This is a genomic window from Actinomyces sp. zg296 (assembly GCF_009829695.1).
Taxonomy (GTDB): Bacteria; Actinomycetota; Actinomycetes; order Actinomycetales; family Actinomycetaceae; genus Actinomyces; species Actinomyces marmotae.
The window spans coordinates 1-16,051 of sequence record NZ_VWPG01000017.1 but is presented as its reverse complement, the minus strand read 5'-3'; the positions used below and the strand labels follow the sequence as shown (position 1 = coordinate 16,051).

At 66.6% G+C, this 16,051-nt stretch carries 10 protein-coding genes and 1 CRISPR repeat array; of the genes, 2 read left to right on the top strand and 8 right to left on the bottom strand.

Features of this window, described 5'->3' with window-relative positions:
* The first annotated feature begins 824 nt into the window (after nt 1-824).
* Nucleotides 825-1,061 carry a hypothetical protein gene (locus GVV76_RS10045; protein WP_159626806.1) on the top strand — a complete coding sequence of 79 codons (237 nt, stop codon included), beginning with the start codon at nt 825-827 and terminating at the stop codon, nt 1,059-1,061.
* Between the two features lie 7 nt (nt 1,062-1,068).
* A CRISPR array of direct repeats spans nt 1,069-3,853; the repeat unit is 36 nt; unit sequence GCCTCAATGAAGCGCAGTTCCCGAAGGAACTGCAAC.
* A gap of 177 nt (nt 3,854-4,030) precedes the next feature.
* Here GVV76_RS10045 and cas2 read toward each other — a convergent pair.
* From cas2 to cas7g, 6 genes are read right to left on the bottom strand one after another with little or no spacing between them, the layout of a single operon-like run.
* The gene (gene cas2, locus GVV76_RS10040; protein WP_235905670.1) at nt 4,031-4,330 is read right to left on the bottom strand and encodes a CRISPR-associated endonuclease Cas2; all 300 of its coding nucleotides are present in this window, start codon (nt 4,328-4,330) and stop codon (nt 4,031-4,033) included.
* Nucleotides 4,330-5,925, bottom strand: a complete 1,596-nt coding sequence (gene cas1, locus GVV76_RS10035; RefSeq protein ID WP_159626804.1) for a CRISPR-associated endonuclease Cas1 — start codon at nt 5,923-5,925, stop codon at nt 4,330-4,332. The genes cas2 and cas1 overlap by 1 nt, the downstream gene beginning before the upstream one ends.
* Nucleotides 5,922-6,926, bottom strand: a complete 1,005-nt coding sequence (locus tag GVV76_RS10030; RefSeq protein ID WP_159626802.1) for a hypothetical protein — start codon at nt 6,924-6,926, stop codon at nt 5,922-5,924. The genes cas1 and GVV76_RS10030 overlap by 4 nt, the downstream gene beginning before the upstream one ends.
* Nucleotides 6,927-6,928: 2 nt before the next feature.
* Nucleotides 6,929-9,652: a type I-G CRISPR-associated helicase/endonuclease Cas3g gene (cas3g, locus tag GVV76_RS10025; protein ID WP_159626800.1), complete on the bottom strand. Its 2,724-nt coding sequence runs from the start codon at nt 9,650-9,652 to the stop codon at nt 6,929-6,931.
* The gene (csb2, locus tag GVV76_RS10020) at nt 9,639-11,198 is read right to left on the bottom strand and encodes a type I-G CRISPR-associated protein Csb2 (protein WP_159626798.1); all 1,560 of its coding nucleotides are present in this window, start codon (nt 11,196-11,198) and stop codon (nt 9,639-9,641) included. Before csb2 ends, cas3g begins: the two co-directional genes overlap by 14 nt.
* Nucleotides 11,198-12,376 (bottom strand): type I-G CRISPR-associated RAMP protein Csb1/Cas7g, encoded by a 1,179-nt coding sequence (cas7g, locus tag GVV76_RS10015; RefSeq protein ID WP_159626796.1) that lies wholly within the window; start codon nt 12,374-12,376, stop codon nt 11,198-11,200. The genes csb2 and cas7g overlap by 1 nt, the downstream gene beginning before the upstream one ends.
* A gap of 234 nt (nt 12,377-12,610) precedes the next feature.
* On the opposite strand from cas7g, the gene mnmA reads away from it, so the two are divergent.
* Complete coding sequence (mnmA, locus tag GVV76_RS10010; RefSeq protein ID WP_159626793.1) at nt 12,611-13,768, top strand: tRNA 2-thiouridine(34) synthase MnmA; 1,158 nt, start codon at nt 12,611-12,613, stop codon at nt 13,766-13,768.
* Nucleotides 13,769-13,818: 50 nt separating this feature from the next.
* Here mnmA and GVV76_RS10005 read toward each other — a convergent pair whose 3' ends face one another.
* Nucleotides 13,819-14,181, bottom strand: a complete 363-nt coding sequence (locus GVV76_RS10005) for a type II toxin-antitoxin system RelE/ParE family toxin (protein WP_236263400.1) — start codon at nt 14,179-14,181, stop codon at nt 13,819-13,821.
* A 1,039-nt stretch (nt 14,182-15,220) separates the two neighbouring features.
* Nucleotides 15,221-16,051, bottom strand: an 831-nt coding sequence (locus GVV76_RS10000; protein ID WP_159626791.1) for an electron transfer flavoprotein subunit alpha/FixB family protein, incomplete at its 5' end; no start/stop codon positions are given.

Below are 16,051 nucleotides of genomic sequence, written 5' to 3'. Positions count from 1 at the left end.
GGATCCAGGACCCCTCACCGACCGTCGTGCCACCCCCACCCTTCGCCACCGCCGCCCCGGGGACCTACCCGCCCCCGCCATGGGAGCCCGACCAGGCGCCCAGGCCCCAGTGGATGCGCCAACTCCTGGCGACCTGGGCACGGCAGCGGGCGGAGACCACCCCGACCTGACCCACCCGCGCGCCCTGTGCATGCGGGGATGCTCCAGCAACGCGTGGACGGACTCGCGGTCATGAGGATCGAGCCACGGGCTGATGCGTCTACGATCAACCAGCACGCACCACGAATACGAGCGTTAATCGCCAGCACCGCTGGCCTATTGGCGTGCGCGGACCTCACTATCTCACTGTTGATCAGCGGGTTGTGGCTGTGCGCGCAAGCAGTCTTCCATGACCCCGCATCCAGGACGCTGCACGTCGCAATGGGCCTGCGCGCTCTCTTGAGTCTTCTCTTCCTTCCGCCAGTCACGACGCTCGGGATTCATGACCCCCATCCCCCATAAGCATCTTTCAAAACCACAAAATCGCGCCCGCCTCATCGTCATCCACTTGGCACATTCTTCTTGGGTTCAAGGGCAAGCGAATCGTAACGCACTCACTACCAGATAACACCAACAATAGCGGCGCCCTCTTAGTAGGATCATGTTTGCACTCACATACTCATTGAGGTTTCCCGCTGGAGTGGGGGCGCGTCCGGCCTGACCGTTGGGTCGGTTATCCGCATGCGGCACTGGACGTCGTCAGTCGGCACGCCCCTGAGCCGACCGACTCCTGCGGCTACCCAACGTGGGTTTCACCGGTGGCGCCTGAACCCAGACAAGACCTGATGGCGGCCAGCAACCATGCGCTCGGAACCTTTTATGACGCCGCGGCTGAGCGCCCGGGAGAAAAGGTCCACCAGGGCATCGGAATCGACGTCAAGACGCCATTCGAGGGAAACGACCTGAACGTCAAGCAGGAAGTCGACAACACGTTCCAGACCACCCTAAGAACTCCAGCCGAGCGGGCCAACACCCCGCCCATTCCCAACCTCAATACGGGTGACGCACCCACCCTCCCCTAATGGGATAACCTCAATGAAGCGCAGTTCCGGAAGGAACTGCAACGGCGGTTGGGAGCAGACATAGTGCCCCCAACCGCCCGCCTCAATGAAGCGCAGTTCCCGAAGGAACTGCAACCCTGGAACGTGACAGTGCCGCTCCGCAGGTAGTCGCCTCAATGAAGCGCAGTTCCGGAAGGAACTGCAACGTAGTGTACACCTACAGCAACGCGAGGGTGACCGCGCCTCAATGAAGCGCAGTTCCCGAAGGAACTGCAACTGCTTGGCCTGCTTGCGCTTCGCGGCCTCGCCGCGCTCGCCTCAATGAAGCGCAGTTCCCGAAGGAACTGCAACCCCGTGATTAGGGTGGGTTGCTGACTTGTTGCGGAGGGCCTCAATGAAGCGCAGTTCCCGAAGGAACTGCAACTGTGGCTGAGGAGTACAGCGGCTCGCACTGGCGGCCTCAATGAAGCGCAGTTCCCGAAGGAACTGCAACGGCTCCTTCATCAACCCGCTGTGGAGGGACCAGGCGGCCTCAATGAAGCGCAGTTCCCGAAGGAACTGCAACGCATGGTTGCCGACGGCCTGGGAAATGACTACCCGCCTCAATGAAGCGCAGTTCCCGAAGGAACTGCAACGTTCAAGCTGACAAGGAGAGGGAACTAATATGCCGCCTCAATGAAGCGCAGTTCCCGAAGGAACTGCAACACACCGCCGCATGGCACCAGGTCCTGACCCAGGAGCCTCAATGAAGCGCAGTTCCCGAAGGAACTGCAACTCGCTGTGGTCAACGACCACATCGCGGCAAACCTGGAGCCTCAATGAAGCGCAGTTCCCGAAGGAACTGCAACCTGTGATCACGCACGGTCTGAAGCGTCTGGACGACCCGAGGCCTCAATGAAGCGCAGTTCCCGAAGGAACTGCAACAGGAAACGTGCACGCAACCCGAGCGCCTATTACGCGCCTCAATGAAGCGCAGTTCCCGAAGGAACTGCAACACGAGGGACTCAGCCCACCACTGATGGTGGGTTGATAGCCTCAATGAAGCGCAGTTCCCGAAGGAACTGCAACAGCGGGACTAGTCATGCCAGCAGCACTAGCGACTGCCTCAATGAAGCGCAGTTCCCGAAGGAACTGCAACACCCGACACTTTGGCGCCGTATCGCTTAGCCCACTCGCCTCAATGAAGCGCAGTTCCCGAAGGAACTGCAACGGGATGGCTCCGGCCTCGGACCCCATGGCGGATGAAGCCTCAATGAAGCGCAGTTCCCGAAGGAACTGCAACATCCTGGCTGGCATCCCAGATGACTCGCTGACCGAGGCCTCAATGAAGCGCAGTTCCCGAAGGAACTGCAACCACGCGAACACTAGGGGCCGAGCATGAGAATACGGACCAGCCTCAATGAAGCGCAGTTCCCGAAGGAACTGCAACACCAGGCGCTCTGGGCGTGGGAGCGCCATGCGGGGTCCTCGCCTCAATGAAGCGCAGTTCCCGAAGGAACTGCAACGTAGAGGCCGACGCGCTTGCCGGCCCGCCAGGCCCGCCTCAATGAAGCGCAGTTCCCGAAGGAACTGCAACGTAGAGGCCGACGCGCTTGCCGGCCCGCCAGGCCCGCCTCAATGAAGCGCAGTTCCCGAAGGAACTGCAACAACCGCGTGCGCATAGCAGAGAACGCAGGTTCCCCGTGCCTCAATGAAGCGCAGTTCCCGAAGGAACTGCAACGGCGGTCTCCTACGTGCACGGCGCGCCGGGAGAGGACCTGCCTCAATGAAGCGCAGTTCCCGAAGGAACTGCAACCTGTTTCCTCAAATCGAACATCTGACAAATCAGTTGCCTCAATGAAGCGCAGTTCCCGAAGGAACTGCAACGCCCCCACATTTGGGATCCCCGTCCGCGAGACCTACGAGCCTCAATGAAGCGCAGTTCCCGAAGGAACTGCAACAGGGCGACGGTGATATCAAGGTCGCCGTGGACACGGTGCCTCAATGAAGCGCAGTTCCCGAAGGAACTGCAACAGGACGCTCAGGAGTGGGCCGAGGACGTCCGAGACAGGCCTCAATGAAGCGCAGTTCCCGAAGGAACTGCAACCGCTGCCCAGGTCAATGCTCTCAACGCTGTGATCACGCCTCAATGAAGCGCAGTTCCCGAAGGAACTGCAACCCCGTCAGAAAAGGGCTTGACCCCCACCACCTTGCTGGGGCCTCAATGAAGCGCAGTTCCCGAAGGAACTGCAACCGCGTACATGTCCCACATGCGGGAGAGCTCGCGCTGCCTCAATGAAGCGCAGTTCCCGAAGGAACTGCAACTTCGGAGTCTGCCAGGTGGGCGATTCCGCCATCTTCGCCTCAATGAAGCGCAGTTCCCGAAGGAACTGCAACACCATCATGCACTCCTTTCATGTGCGCACACGCATCGCCTCAATGAAGCGCAGTTCCCGAAGGAACTGCAACGTGCTCTACCGCCTGGTCACCATGGCCATGCAGACGCCTCAATGAAGCGCAGTTCCCGAAGGAACTGCAACGTTGGCGGTGGCGAGATTAATGGTTGCGATGTGCTCTGCCTCAATGAAGCGCAGTTCCCGAAGGAACTGCAACCCCAAGGGCATCCCCGATGATATAAGCAGCAATCTGAAGCCTCAATGAAGCGCAGTTCCCGAAGGAACTGCAACCGCGGCCCGGCGCCCCACATGCCTCGGGTACGCCGCGCCTCAATGAAGCGCAGTTCCCGAAGGAACTGCAACATCTTGGAGTTGAGTGGAATAACCACAACCTCTTGAACGGCCTCAATGAAGCGCAGTTCCCGAAGGAACTGCAACAGCCCCGCTAGAATCGGCTGGCGCTCAAGGGTTCTGACGGGTCTTCGCGAGCGCTGCCGACGTCAAGTCGGTTCGAACCCTCGCTTGGAGGGTAGCGTAGCCCTCCTCCCTTGGGATATCAACGTTCCTCGCACGCGAGCGCTCCCCCGGGTCTCCCGTGCCGCCGGAGCGCTCGCGTCAGGCGATGAGAGGCCCCTCAGGCGTGATGGTCCTCGTCAGGCCCACGTATGTGAAGCGCTTCGCATCGACCGAGGCCAACGGCCCGACGTCGCACAGCAGGATCGAGTCCTCATCCGGGTCAACGGCCGCGCTCAGCTCCTCTCGCAGCCGCATGAGCTTCGCTGGCGCGGAGTCCACCACGAACACTGAGTACTGGATCCGGTCGCCGTACTTGAGGAGAATCTTCGCCACTCGGCCGCGCCGTTTGTCGGAGGGCACGTCATAGGCGACGAGCACTCGCCTCACATCATCGCGCATCAACGCACCCTTACTCCCTTGTAATCGCGCTGCGTCCCATCAATGGTCCCGAGCACGAGACGCGCCTGCACCTCAATGGCGCGGCGCCAGGTGACGTCGTAGCCGAAAACCGGGTGCCGGAATGAGGTCTCGATCCTCCTCTCGAACGCGGCGATCAGCTGCTTGCGACCCCGGTCGGTCATGCGGCATGCGCCCATCACCGCCGTGAAGTCATCTTCGCTGAGCTCACCGTTGCGCAGCGCGCGAACCACCACGGAATCGGCTACGGGCGCCCGGAACTCCTCCATGAGGTCCAGGGCGAGGGCCGGCTTATTGCGGGAGCTTGAGTGGAGGAAGCCCGCATGCGGGTCAAGGCCGCAGGCCACGAGGGCACGGATGCACTCTCCCAGGAGAATTGCGTAGGTGTAGTCGAGAGCGGCATTGACAGGGTCCGGTGCGGGTCTTCTGTAGCGCCCCCTCCACTGCTGCGCGGCGAACCGTGAGGCTTGCCCCTCGAGCATAGTGGCGAACTTCGCAAAGTACAGGGACGCCGCTTCCCCTTCCACTCCGAGAAGATCGGTGAGAGACGGGGCATCGAGGGCGTAGCGCTGCAAATGGCGCATCTTGGTGATCTCCTCAGCGGCATCACCATTGCGACGCAGGAGTGTGGCCTGGTTGGCGATCTTCGCCGCCACCATCTGTTGGGCTATATCGAGGCGGCCCTCCGCGCTCGCCACATGCTGTTGAACCCGCTGGAGACCGTTGGGCGAGTCCGCTCCTTGGGACCAACCGATGACCCGCCCGGACCATGAGCACCACACTACGCATCGGTCCCGCCAGCACAGCTCCCGGAGCAGAGCCGATGAGACATCCGCGTTGCCATGCATGACCAGTCCCAACACCCGCTCGATCGGCACGCTTAACAGCTTCTCGCCGTCCTTCTTGACCTCCAGCCGCCCAGCGGACAGCGATGCCCGCGATCCGGGCGTGGTGACATGAACGATCTGCGCGTCAGGCGCGGCGGCGATGACCCGACGGCGCGAGGCCTCGTACCTGTGCTCCACCGGCAGGCAGACCGACTCGTGAGAGCACCACTGGCATCGGTGGTCATCCTGGAGGGGCTCGGGAGCGTGGTCCGCCGAGATGATACTTCGAGTCCTCGCCACTGCCTCCTCGGCTTCCAGCAGGTCCGCGGCGCTGAGATCCACCTCCACCCGTCTGCGGTGTCCGGTGAAGTACACCTCTGTTCCGGCGACGACACGCCCCATCTCCTCCAGGCAGATCCTTTGGAGGGCGAGCTGCAGGCGGTTCGCCTCAGTCACCTCGGGACGGCGGCGCACAGGCGTCGCCTTGTACTCCACCACGGTGAGCGGCCCGTCAGCGGAGCCCTCGACGACATCGCATCTCCCTGACAATCCAAGTCTCTCCGAGCGGACGCTCACGGCTCGATACTCCGCTGGACGGCTCTGGGAAGGGTCATCGGCACGCCGGTGAGCCTCGATGCCGGCCTGCATCTGCATCGTGTCGGTCTTCTCCCCCACCGACTCCAGCCACGCGCGCCTCGGGCAGAACGCCGTGTGCGCCACCAAACTGATCGGAATGGGATCCGACGTCATGCCAGGACCTCGATCCTGCCCGCGCGCAGATACCTCTCAGGAGCGCTCGAGTTGTCGCTGACCTGGAAGGGAAACTGGAGCACGGCACGGGCGCCGTGGGAGGCCAGCCACGCTCGCGCGCTCCTCTCCTGAGGATCCCCCGCCACTACGAGTTGCTGCGAGACGAGCAGTGCCCTCCATCGCCCAAGGGAGAAGCGGCCGACGAGCACGGGGAGAACCAAGCGCTTCGGGGTGAACTCGCCCACTGGGACTGCGCCTGCGGTCACAGACGGTTGGCGCAATCGATGGATCACCGGGAAGGCGGAGATTCCCCACAGGGCGCACCATGCGAGAGCGCTGTCAGTGAAACGCGGCCAAGTGAGCCCTGTCGCTGTTCGAGATTCGTCCGAGCGCTTCCCCTTGTAGGCCTCGTCGATGGTCCTCTGCCCAGTCAGACCGGCGCCCACGCCCTCAGGAGTCCTGGTGGAGACGATCCCAGCGAGGTGACGGAGCCGGTTGGCGACGAAATCCTCGCCCCTGTTCCGAGTCTTCATCTCCCAACGACTCGAGCCTTCGTCAGGTCTTGGCTTTTTCATGCTCCTGTCCGCGAAGCGCCAGTACGCGGGCTCCCCCAGCGCGCCGATCAGGTCAATGGCCTCGGGCATCGAGATCTCGCGATCGATCCCCTCATGGCGCTGGTGTTGGAGGGCGCGCCATTGCTCGGGCACGCTGGCCGCCTTGATACGGGGGCTGAAGACCGCGCTCCCCCCATCCCACGGGGGCCCCTCGAGATCAGCTTGGACCCAACTGGCCTCCTCAGCGCACCCCGAAGCATGCCGGTGCACCGCGGCGGCGATCGCGGTGGCGTCGTAGCCCTCGGCGCTCACCTCCAGGCGGGGCGCGGCCTCGTCAGTCCAGCCAAGACGGACCCGCTTGGCGCCGTCGCCCTCAAGGATGAGAGCGAGGCCCAGCCCGGCGAAACTCGTCAGGGCACTCGTGATGTCGCCGGCGAGGATCATCATCCTCACCTCCCCTCTGCTGAGATCGAGCAGTCGGCGGCGCGGAGAAGCGCCTCGAGGTAGGCAGCTCCCCACTCGCCCCATACGCGGTCCGTCCGAGCGATGAGGGACTCCCACTCCCCTTCGCCCACGAGCTCCTCCAAGGCCTCCGAATCACCGGGTCCAGCCGTTATGGGATCGTGGTTGAACGTCGGGCGCCCGCGTCCGTGACTCGTGCCCACCAGCCGGGCAACAAGATCGCGGCGCCCATCATCGACGGGCCCCTCACCGTCGGCCCGCGCCTGCCCCCAGTAGGCGGCGGTGGAGGCCAACTCGTGGCGCCATCCCGGCGGGAGCCCCGCGTCCGCCCACGCCCTGCGGACGGATTTCAAGGGGCGCCCGCCACTCTTGGCCAAAGGGGCGTCATCCCGGCGATCCTCCTGCCCCAGGAACGCCTGGAAGCGCTCATCCTCCTTGCCGGCGTCGTGCCACAGCCCAGCCTCTCTCAAAGCCGATTCCGGAGAAGGAAGAAGACCGATCCTCTCCCCTATCTCCCCAGCGCGGGCGGACACCGCCGCGTTGTGGTCGGCGAGGAGAATGCGCGGGCTCCGCGACCATGCCGAGCGCTCGTCAGACTCGTCGTCAACTATCTCCTCGGCCCTCACCACCAGCCACGCCGGAGCGATCCCACTCTCAGCGTCCCAGCCGGGAGGCCACTCGCGCTCCCCCTCGGGGAACTCCGAGTCAAGCTCCTCCGCCTCCAACTGGCACAGTCGCATGAGCTCCTCATCATCAGTGATCATCGCGGCCACACCACGCAAGGATGGGACGGGGACGGGCTCGCCAGCCTCATCCCCGTCAGGCGTCACCACGCCCTCGGTGAGGATCGCCGCTGCGGCGTCGATCACGAGCAGGTCCCCGGGGCGCAGCAGCCGCGCGATCGCCTGACCATCTGCCCGCTTCGGATCGGCGATTCGCGCCTGCCATTCCGCGTGGACATCCCCGTCGCGCCACAGGACGGCGGACTCCAGGAGCGCGCTCTGCTCATCGGCGAGCCGTTCGATCAGCGCTCGCGCCGTCGCGACCGTCGTCGGATAGACCTCGTGCTCCTGCGGCGGCACCGCGCGGACAAGCGCCTCTCCCGCGGTGGCCTCCGGTAATTCTGACAGCCCACGCAGAACGATTCCCACCGTGCCCTCCTCTGGCTCAAGGCCATCCCGGAGCCAGAGGTCGAGCTCAGGCTCCACCACGAGGTCCATGGAAGTCTTGGACCACAGCGCGGCGTCCCAGGGCTCCGGGCGCTGATAGAGCACGCGTCGAGAAGTATCCGGCTCAGGCGGGTGCTCGCTGACCGCCAGCGGCGAGAGATCACCGGTCCCCGCGCGTCTGAGCACCCATGCTCGTCCTTGGAGCAGGTCCTCTTTGCAGTATGGGAGAGCATCTGCTTTCACCTTGGCATCCGCAGGAGGCCCCAGGACGATGACGTCTCCACGATCCCGGAGGCCGAGCCGATTCACCCGCCCCGCACGCTGGGCGAGGGAGCTGCCGGAGGCCAGCTCAGTGACCATGGACACCAGGTCGAGATCCACCCCGACCTCCACGGTCTGCGTGGCCACAAGGACATCCACGCGCTCAGATCCAGCCGGGCCGAAGAGCCCCGGCTCCTCCTCACGAAGCCGTTCAAGATCCCATGGGCGCATACGCCCCACCCATAGCTGGCAGGCGAGCCCCTTCTCCCGTAGTTCCTTGGCCACCTGAACGGCGCCGCCCACCCGGTTGAGCACGCAGCCAATGGTCCTGGGAGGATGGGCTCCATCCTCTCCATCCGGGGAGTCAGGAATGAGTTCCCGAGCCTGGCCGACGGCGTCAATCACCTGCTTCACCACCGCGTCACGGTACTTCGTCGTCATTTGCCCGTTGGCCGGCCAGGTGTCAGTCTCGATGTAGCGGATGCCCTTGGGCGCGAGCACCCGGCTCGCCAAGCGGGGATCGTCCGCGATCGAGCTCCGAGTGACCCCGACGGCGCGGCCGGCCGCTCCCGGTGGAGTGGCGGTCATCTCCACCGCCTGGAGAGCTGGCACGCCGATGCGCTCAGCGCCCGCAGCGCACAGCTCACCGACGCGCCGCGCGGTGACGATGAGCTGGCGGTTCAGATGGGCCTCGTCCAAGACGATGGCGGCGTCCAGGGCGAGCAAACCCGCGAGTCTCGGGCGGGCTAGCCTGGAGGCCCCGTAAGAGCGGAACAGCAGGCTAGATCCCCACATGTCCGGGGTCATGCACAGGACCGCGCAGGCCTCGGGGGCGTTGAGCCAGCCGCGGTCGGTGGCCGCGGCGCCTCGCATCGTGGTCACGACCAGCGGTTGCCGTCTCTCCGCCCCTGCGGGGCGGAGGCTGGCGAGGGCCTCCCGGACTCTCGCCATCACATCGGCAGCGGAATCCGTCGGGCCATCCAGTAGTGCCTGAATGTGATTCGCGCGCTCAGCGTGGGCGTCAGTGAGAGCCCTACGGTTGACAACGATGGCTAGCCGACGGGGGACCCGGGCGCCCGCGCCGACGGCGGCCAGGGCGTTGGCGAAGACGTGAACTTCGATGACGCTTGACTTACCCGCGCCCGTCGGGGCGGCGATCTGCTCCGGCCATGCCCCACTGCTCGCCAAGTGCTCGAGCAGGTCTCGCTGCCAGGAGAACGGGCGGTGCCCCGGGCCGTGCACGGCTTCGAAGAAGTCCCCGAACTCCTCAGTGCTCAGCATCATTCCTCCTGCTCATGTCGCGGACGAGCTCGGCGGGCAGGTCAGCCGGGGCCAGGAGTCCTCCGCCGAGGTGCCTGCTCTGCCCCACGGCCATCAGGGCGCGGTCGGGAAGCAGGTCCCCCGCGTCGATGAGCGCCCGATAGGGTTGAGCGGTCATTCCCTGGGGCATCTTGTGGGAGTACGCGGAGGGACGGCGGGCGACTCGTTGGTACCACATCACCGAGGCGCGCCGTTCGCGAACCTGGGAGACGAGGTCGCGATATCCTTGGGGACCGCGCCCCACGCTCTTGAGCTGATCACGCCAGACGAATCCGAGTGAGAGCAGGATGGCATTCTCAAAGCTCCACTCGCCGCGCTGACGCACCACTTCGGGGACCGCTGCGGGCGTCGGCGACCACAGACGGGCCGTTCCCGGTGCTGGCTCCTTCCAGAACGAAGCGGCGGAGTGGGTCTCATCAAGAGGCTGGACACGGGCAACGCCCCAGCGCGACCTCACCCACCTCAGCCCTGCCAGAGCACCGAGGATGACGCCGGCTTCACTGGGATCGACATCCCTGGGCAGCATGATGAGGAAGGCCCCGGGCGCATCGATACCACCAATGAGTGACTGCGCGAGAACGGATGCGGACAGGTAATGGATCGCCAGGCGATTCGCCGGGACCGCCCTGCCCTCGGGGTAATGGCCGGTCACCATGGCGGGAGCGCCGTCACCGATCCTGGAGATGATCGCCTTGTGGAGGCCGACGCACCAACCCACCCTGCGCGAGGGCTCGATCTCCTGCCCGCTTCCGTCGTCGGCGAGGAAGATGACGACATCACCCCAGGGGAGGGGCTCCCCTGCCGACGCCTCTTGTCCCACCGGCTCGTAATGAGCAGTGGCGAGGCAGTCCAATGGCGACGGGAAGGTGACGACTGACTCTGTTTCCTTGTACTTGTCATCCTTGCTGGTAGGTGACTTGCTCGGGTAGGCCGCCTCATGCGCCCGAGCGAGGGCCTCGGCCCTGCCAGGGACCGCGATCGGCAGGCGAAGGCCTCCTGCGGTGAAGGCAGTCGCCTGGGGGTTGAGGCACCAGGTTGGCCGCACGTCGTTGACGATCTCAAGGATCACTGGGCTGTCCGCCTCACCCAGGTGGGGCACGTCGGCGCACAGCTCCCGCAGGGCATCGTGGACCTCGGGCGGAATGCTCTCCCAGATCCAAGCGATCTCACCGTCGAAGACGATGCCCTCGGAGATCTCCTTGCCCGCCTTCTTCGCGGAGTGCTTCTTGAGGGTTCCCGTGTCACGGTAGGCGATGCGCCGGATAGAGGGATCAGTCATCGACATGGATGGCGGCAGGCGCAGTCCCGTGGGCGGATTGCCCTCCAACCATTCCAGAGCGTTCCCCGCGGCCCGCGTGGGCGAGCCATCCGCGGACGAGGTCCAGGCGGCGCTCACCAGCGCGGAGAAGAGACGGGCGGGAGAGGGCAGATGATCCGGTGAGCCGTCCGCGCCATGCCCGTGGTACGCGCTGAGCGGGAACCGCGCGGTGAGGGCGATGGACCCCATTACTTGTCCTGAGCGTCGTCGACGGCGGCATTGAGGACCGCGGGGTTGCCGTCGATGACGAGGACCGAGCCGTCCCAGACGAGTCCGGCGCGGTCCTTGGCGTAGTCGAGCGCGGCCTTCAGGAGGTCCTGCGCCTCTGTGGTGCTGAGCGCGTCCACCCTCTCCTTTTCTCCGTAGCGCTTATCGAGGGTGACCACTGCGGGCCCGGACTCAACGAGATCGCAGTTGGCTCGCAGCAGGAGCTCGGCGTCGGACCGGGCTAGGCCGTTGAGGGCCAGGGCGGCGAGCACCGCTCGGCAGGCCACATCGCCCTTGGGGGAATCGCAGTCGAAGCGCAGGGCGCGCAGGGCGGCGAAACTCAGGACGTGGGAACGGATGATCGCCTGGCAGGTCACGCCACCGAGTTGCTCCAGAGCCGGCGGGATCCCGCCGAGGCCGAGGACCGACGGCTTCTTCTTGGCCTTGTCATACGTGTCCTTGGAGAGCTCGTCCTTCTGAGTATCGGCGATGGCCTTGAGCTGCTTGTCCGCGAGGTCGATCCTCATGCCAAGCGGGTCGATCCGTGCCCCGCCACGCTTGGACTGGTGCGCGGCAGGCTCACCCTCCTGGTCCGCGAGGATCCCTATGATCTCACCAACGAGGATGGAGCGGTAGCGTCCCTGATTGCTCTTGCGGGTCGCGTCCCAGCCGCCGAGCAGCAGGGTCATGGGACTGCGCTCCATGAGGGGACGAGCATGGGAGACCGTGGCATCGCGCAGAGCCCTGTACTCGGGATTCTCCGTCGTCGGCTTATCGTTAATGGTGCCCGCGCGGATCTGCCCGTCGAAGGCGCGATGCGGAAGATCGATATCGCTGTAGACCTGGCCATCCTCGAAGCGCAACTCGATGCGCGGCATCATGGACAGGACCTCGTCACCGTCCGCGATCGCGGCTGAGACCGCCGCCTCCAGGCGGTTGTTCTGGGACTGCTTGGAGTCGATGAGCACAGCGTCAACGGCGTGCCCCTCCCAGAAGCGGCGCTCATAGGCGAATACAGATTTCTTTCCCTCCACGAACTTCGCGGGCGCCACGGAGGCGTGAGGCCCGGCCGCGGGTTCCAAAGGAGTGACGGAGGTCAAAACGCTCGCGCCGCCAGGGCGGCAGGCGGCGAGCAGGTGATCCAGGCTGATTGACGGCATACGAAACTCCTCGTTGAGAACGGTCCGGCAGCCGGGAGTATAGCCGTTGCCACCTCCGCGTTCATCCGTCGTCCACCACGCCGGGCATCACGGCCCCATCGCAATGCCACTGGGGTGGAGCGCCGGGCCTCGCGGAACCGACTCGCCCCGCGACGCGGTTGGAACAGGCAGGCGTAAACTCCCCTGACCAGTCGCAGAGCCTAACCTGCCCAACCAACCACCCCGAGGAGCCCCATGCGCGTCCTGGCCGCCCTGTCCGGCGGCGTCGACTCCGCCGTCGCCGCAGCGCGCGCCATCGATGCCGGGCACGACGTCGTCGCCATCCACATGGCGCTGTCCCGCGACCGGGAGGCCACCCGCTCCGGCTCACGCGGCTGCTGTTCCATCGAGGATGCCTCCGACGCCCGCTGGGCCGCCGACATCCTCGGCATCCCCTTCTACACCTGGGACCTGTCCGACGAGTTCGAGGAGCGCGTCGTCGCCGACTTCCTCGCCGAGTACCGCGCCGGCCGCACCCCCAACCCCTGCGTGCGCTGCAACGAGCGCATCAAATTCGACGTCCTCCTCGAGCGCGCCCTCGCCCTCGGCTTCGACGCCGTCGCCACCGGCCACTACGCGCGCCTGAGCGGCGGCGCCAGCGACGGCCGCCCAGGCGACACCGCCGGCCTGACCCTCTCGCGCGCCGTGGACACAGCCAAGGACCAGTCCTATGTCCTGGCCGTCTCCGGCCGCGAGGGCCTGGCCCGCGCGCTCTTCCCCCTGGGCGACGCCCCCAGCAAGGACGCCGTGCGCGCCGAGGCCGCGCAGCGGGGCCTGCCGGTGGCCGACAAACCCGATTCCTACGACATCTGCTTCGTCGCCGACGGCGATACCCGCGGTTTCCTCACCCGCGCCCTGGGCTCCTCCCCCGGGCACGTGATCACGCCCGACGGCGAGGTGCTGGGCGAGCATTCCGGCTACTTCGGCTTCACCGTGGGCCAGCGCAAGGGCCTGGGGCTCACCCACCCCGCCCCCGACGGCCGGCCCCGCTACGTGCTGGAGACCCGCCCCGCCACCAACGAGGTCGTCGTCGGCCCCGCCGCGCTCCTCCAGCGCAGCAGCCTCGACGCCGACGGCCTCATCCTCCTGGCCGACCCGGAGCCGCTGGGGCCAAGCGAGGACACGGGCACTGATCCAGTCGCCACCCCCGGGCCACTCGGATGGGACGACGCCCACGTGCAAGTGCGCGCCCACGGACGCCCCATTCGGGCGCGCGTCACCGCGGACACCCAGGCCGCATCCCTCCACGTCGAGCTCAGCGAGCCCTTGCGCGGGGTTGCCGCCGGCCAATCCGTCGTCGTCTACGGCGGGCCCGACGGCCAGCGCGTCCTCGCCCAAGCCACCGTCGCCTAAAGCGCCCGAGCCCCCGCTCCAACACATCGGTAGCTCAGCGCCCTGCGGCCTCACCCCCGAGATACCGTCTCACCCCGGCGTTGCGGTCTCATCCTCGCAGTTTGAGGGCGTAAGAGCGGGCTGAGACGGTATCTCGGGGACGAGACGGTGACGCGAAGCCGAGAGGACTGGAAGAGGAGTGGAACAGAAGAGAGGACAGACTGAAAAGGCACCCAGCGCCGAGGGCGGCCAGTGCTGGCAGCATCAAGCCCCAGCGCGGGCTCACCGATCAGTCGGGCAGCGATCTCCTCATGCGTCCCTGTCCGCACGAGGACCGCGACGTCATTCCCACTCCGCCAGGCCACGAGCCAATCCCCTGCGTTCGCCACATGGCACTCGTACGAGCCTTTCCAGTCCCCACGCGAGCGATGCATGCGATGACGGCGACGGGGCTCACCCGAATTCGCCGGCACTGCGGTGTCATCCGGGGAGGTGATCTCGCGGCTGTTGGCTCCTCCGCGGGCTCCTCCGAATTCTCCGGCGCGAGGGTGGTCACCTCGCGCAGGCCCTCCAGGCGCATGTCGCGTCTTGAGCCGATTAACATCCCGGAGGGACCTGGACGTCATGTCGGCGCGCCGCATGGGGTTCAGATCCCGAGTTCGGCGAAGACCTCATGAGACCCGCCGTAGCGCGCCGCCGGAATCGAGGATCCACTCCGGCTCCGCCGGGGCCTCGCGGGAATCCTCGTCGAGCGCCTGGCCGCCAGGCCTGAGAGGGATCACGTTCTCCCTGATCATCCGGCGGTGGAAGGCGCGGGTGGTCGAGGCGGGTCGACGCCGGAGTCCTCCGCGATCCGGGAGGCCTGGCGCTTGGGCTCCGCATCCACGCGGGCAGTCACCGATGAGCCACCCCTCATCGCCCCGCCCTCTCCATGCCAATCCCATGCCTGACGGAGTTCGTAAGACGAAAGCACGCCGTCGCCTCGCGCGGGTGTCGAGCAATGCGCTGCACGGGAGGAAGCAGGGATGTGAACTGGCGTCACCTAACGTGCGCGTCGAGCAGAGACGGCCTGCGCCCGTTGTGCGCTCACCCCCGAGATACCGTCTCACCCCGGCGTTGCGGCCTCACCCCCGAGATACCGTCTCACCCCGGCGTTGCGGCCTCATCCTCGCAGTTTGAGGGCGTAAGAGCGGGCTGAGACGGTATCTCGGGGACGAGACGGTATCTGGGGGAAGAGAGACGGTATCCCGGGGGTGAGGACGCAAGTCGAGTCGGCTCGCTCTTGCGGTCAGGTCGAGCCCAGCCCACAGCCGGAATCAGCGCAGCCCGCAGCCGCGCCGGCACACCCCGCAGCCGCGCCAGCCCAGCCCGCAGCCCGCGCCGGCACACCCCGCAGCCCGCGCCAGCCCAGCCCGCAGCCCCGCCGGCGCACCCCGCGGCCGGAACCAGCCCAGCCCCGCGGCCGAAACCGGTTCAGCCCCGCAGGCGCGCGAGCTCGGCCACCATCTGCGGGACCACCTCGCCCACATCCCCGACGACACCGAAGTCCGCCATCTCGAAGATCGGCGCCTCGGAGTCATCACAGACCGCCACGATGGTCTGTGCGCCCTGGATGCCGGAGGTGTGGTGCACGGCGCCGGAGACGCCCAGGCCGATGTACAGGCGCGGGGAGACGCTCACGCCGGTCTGGCCCACCTGGGCGCTGCGCTCGATCCAGCCCTCATCGCAGGCCACGCGCGTGGCGCCGACGGCAGCGCCCAGCGGCTCGGCCAGTGAGCGGACCAGGTCGAAGTCGCCGTCGATCCCGCGCCCGCCAACCACGACGACACGGGCCTCGGTGAGCTCGGGCCCGGCCGCGGCGGCGGAGCGCTCCGACTCCACGAGCTCGACGGCCGCGGACTCGGCCGCAGGGGCGACCTCGAGGGCCTCGGGGGTGAGTTCGGCGATGCCGTCGGCGGCGGCCTCGTAGGCACCGGGCCTCACGGCGATCACGGGGGCGGGACCGCCCAGGGCGAGCGCGGAGGTGGTGGTCCAGGAGCCGGATAGGACCAGCTTGGTGCCGGTAAGGGCGTCGCCCCCCTCACCCAAGCGCAGGTCGGCCAGGTCGCTGGAGGCGGCTGAGCCAAGCAGGACGGCGGCGCGCCCGGCGATCTCCTTGCCACGGTAGTCGCTGGCCACGAGCACGGCGGCGGCACCAGCGGCTCGCGCGGCGGCGGCCACGGCGTCGGCGGCGCATCCGGCCAGCGCGGGAACGGCGGCGGCCAGCAGCCGGGTCGCGCCCGCAGTGGCCAGGGCGGGCGCGAC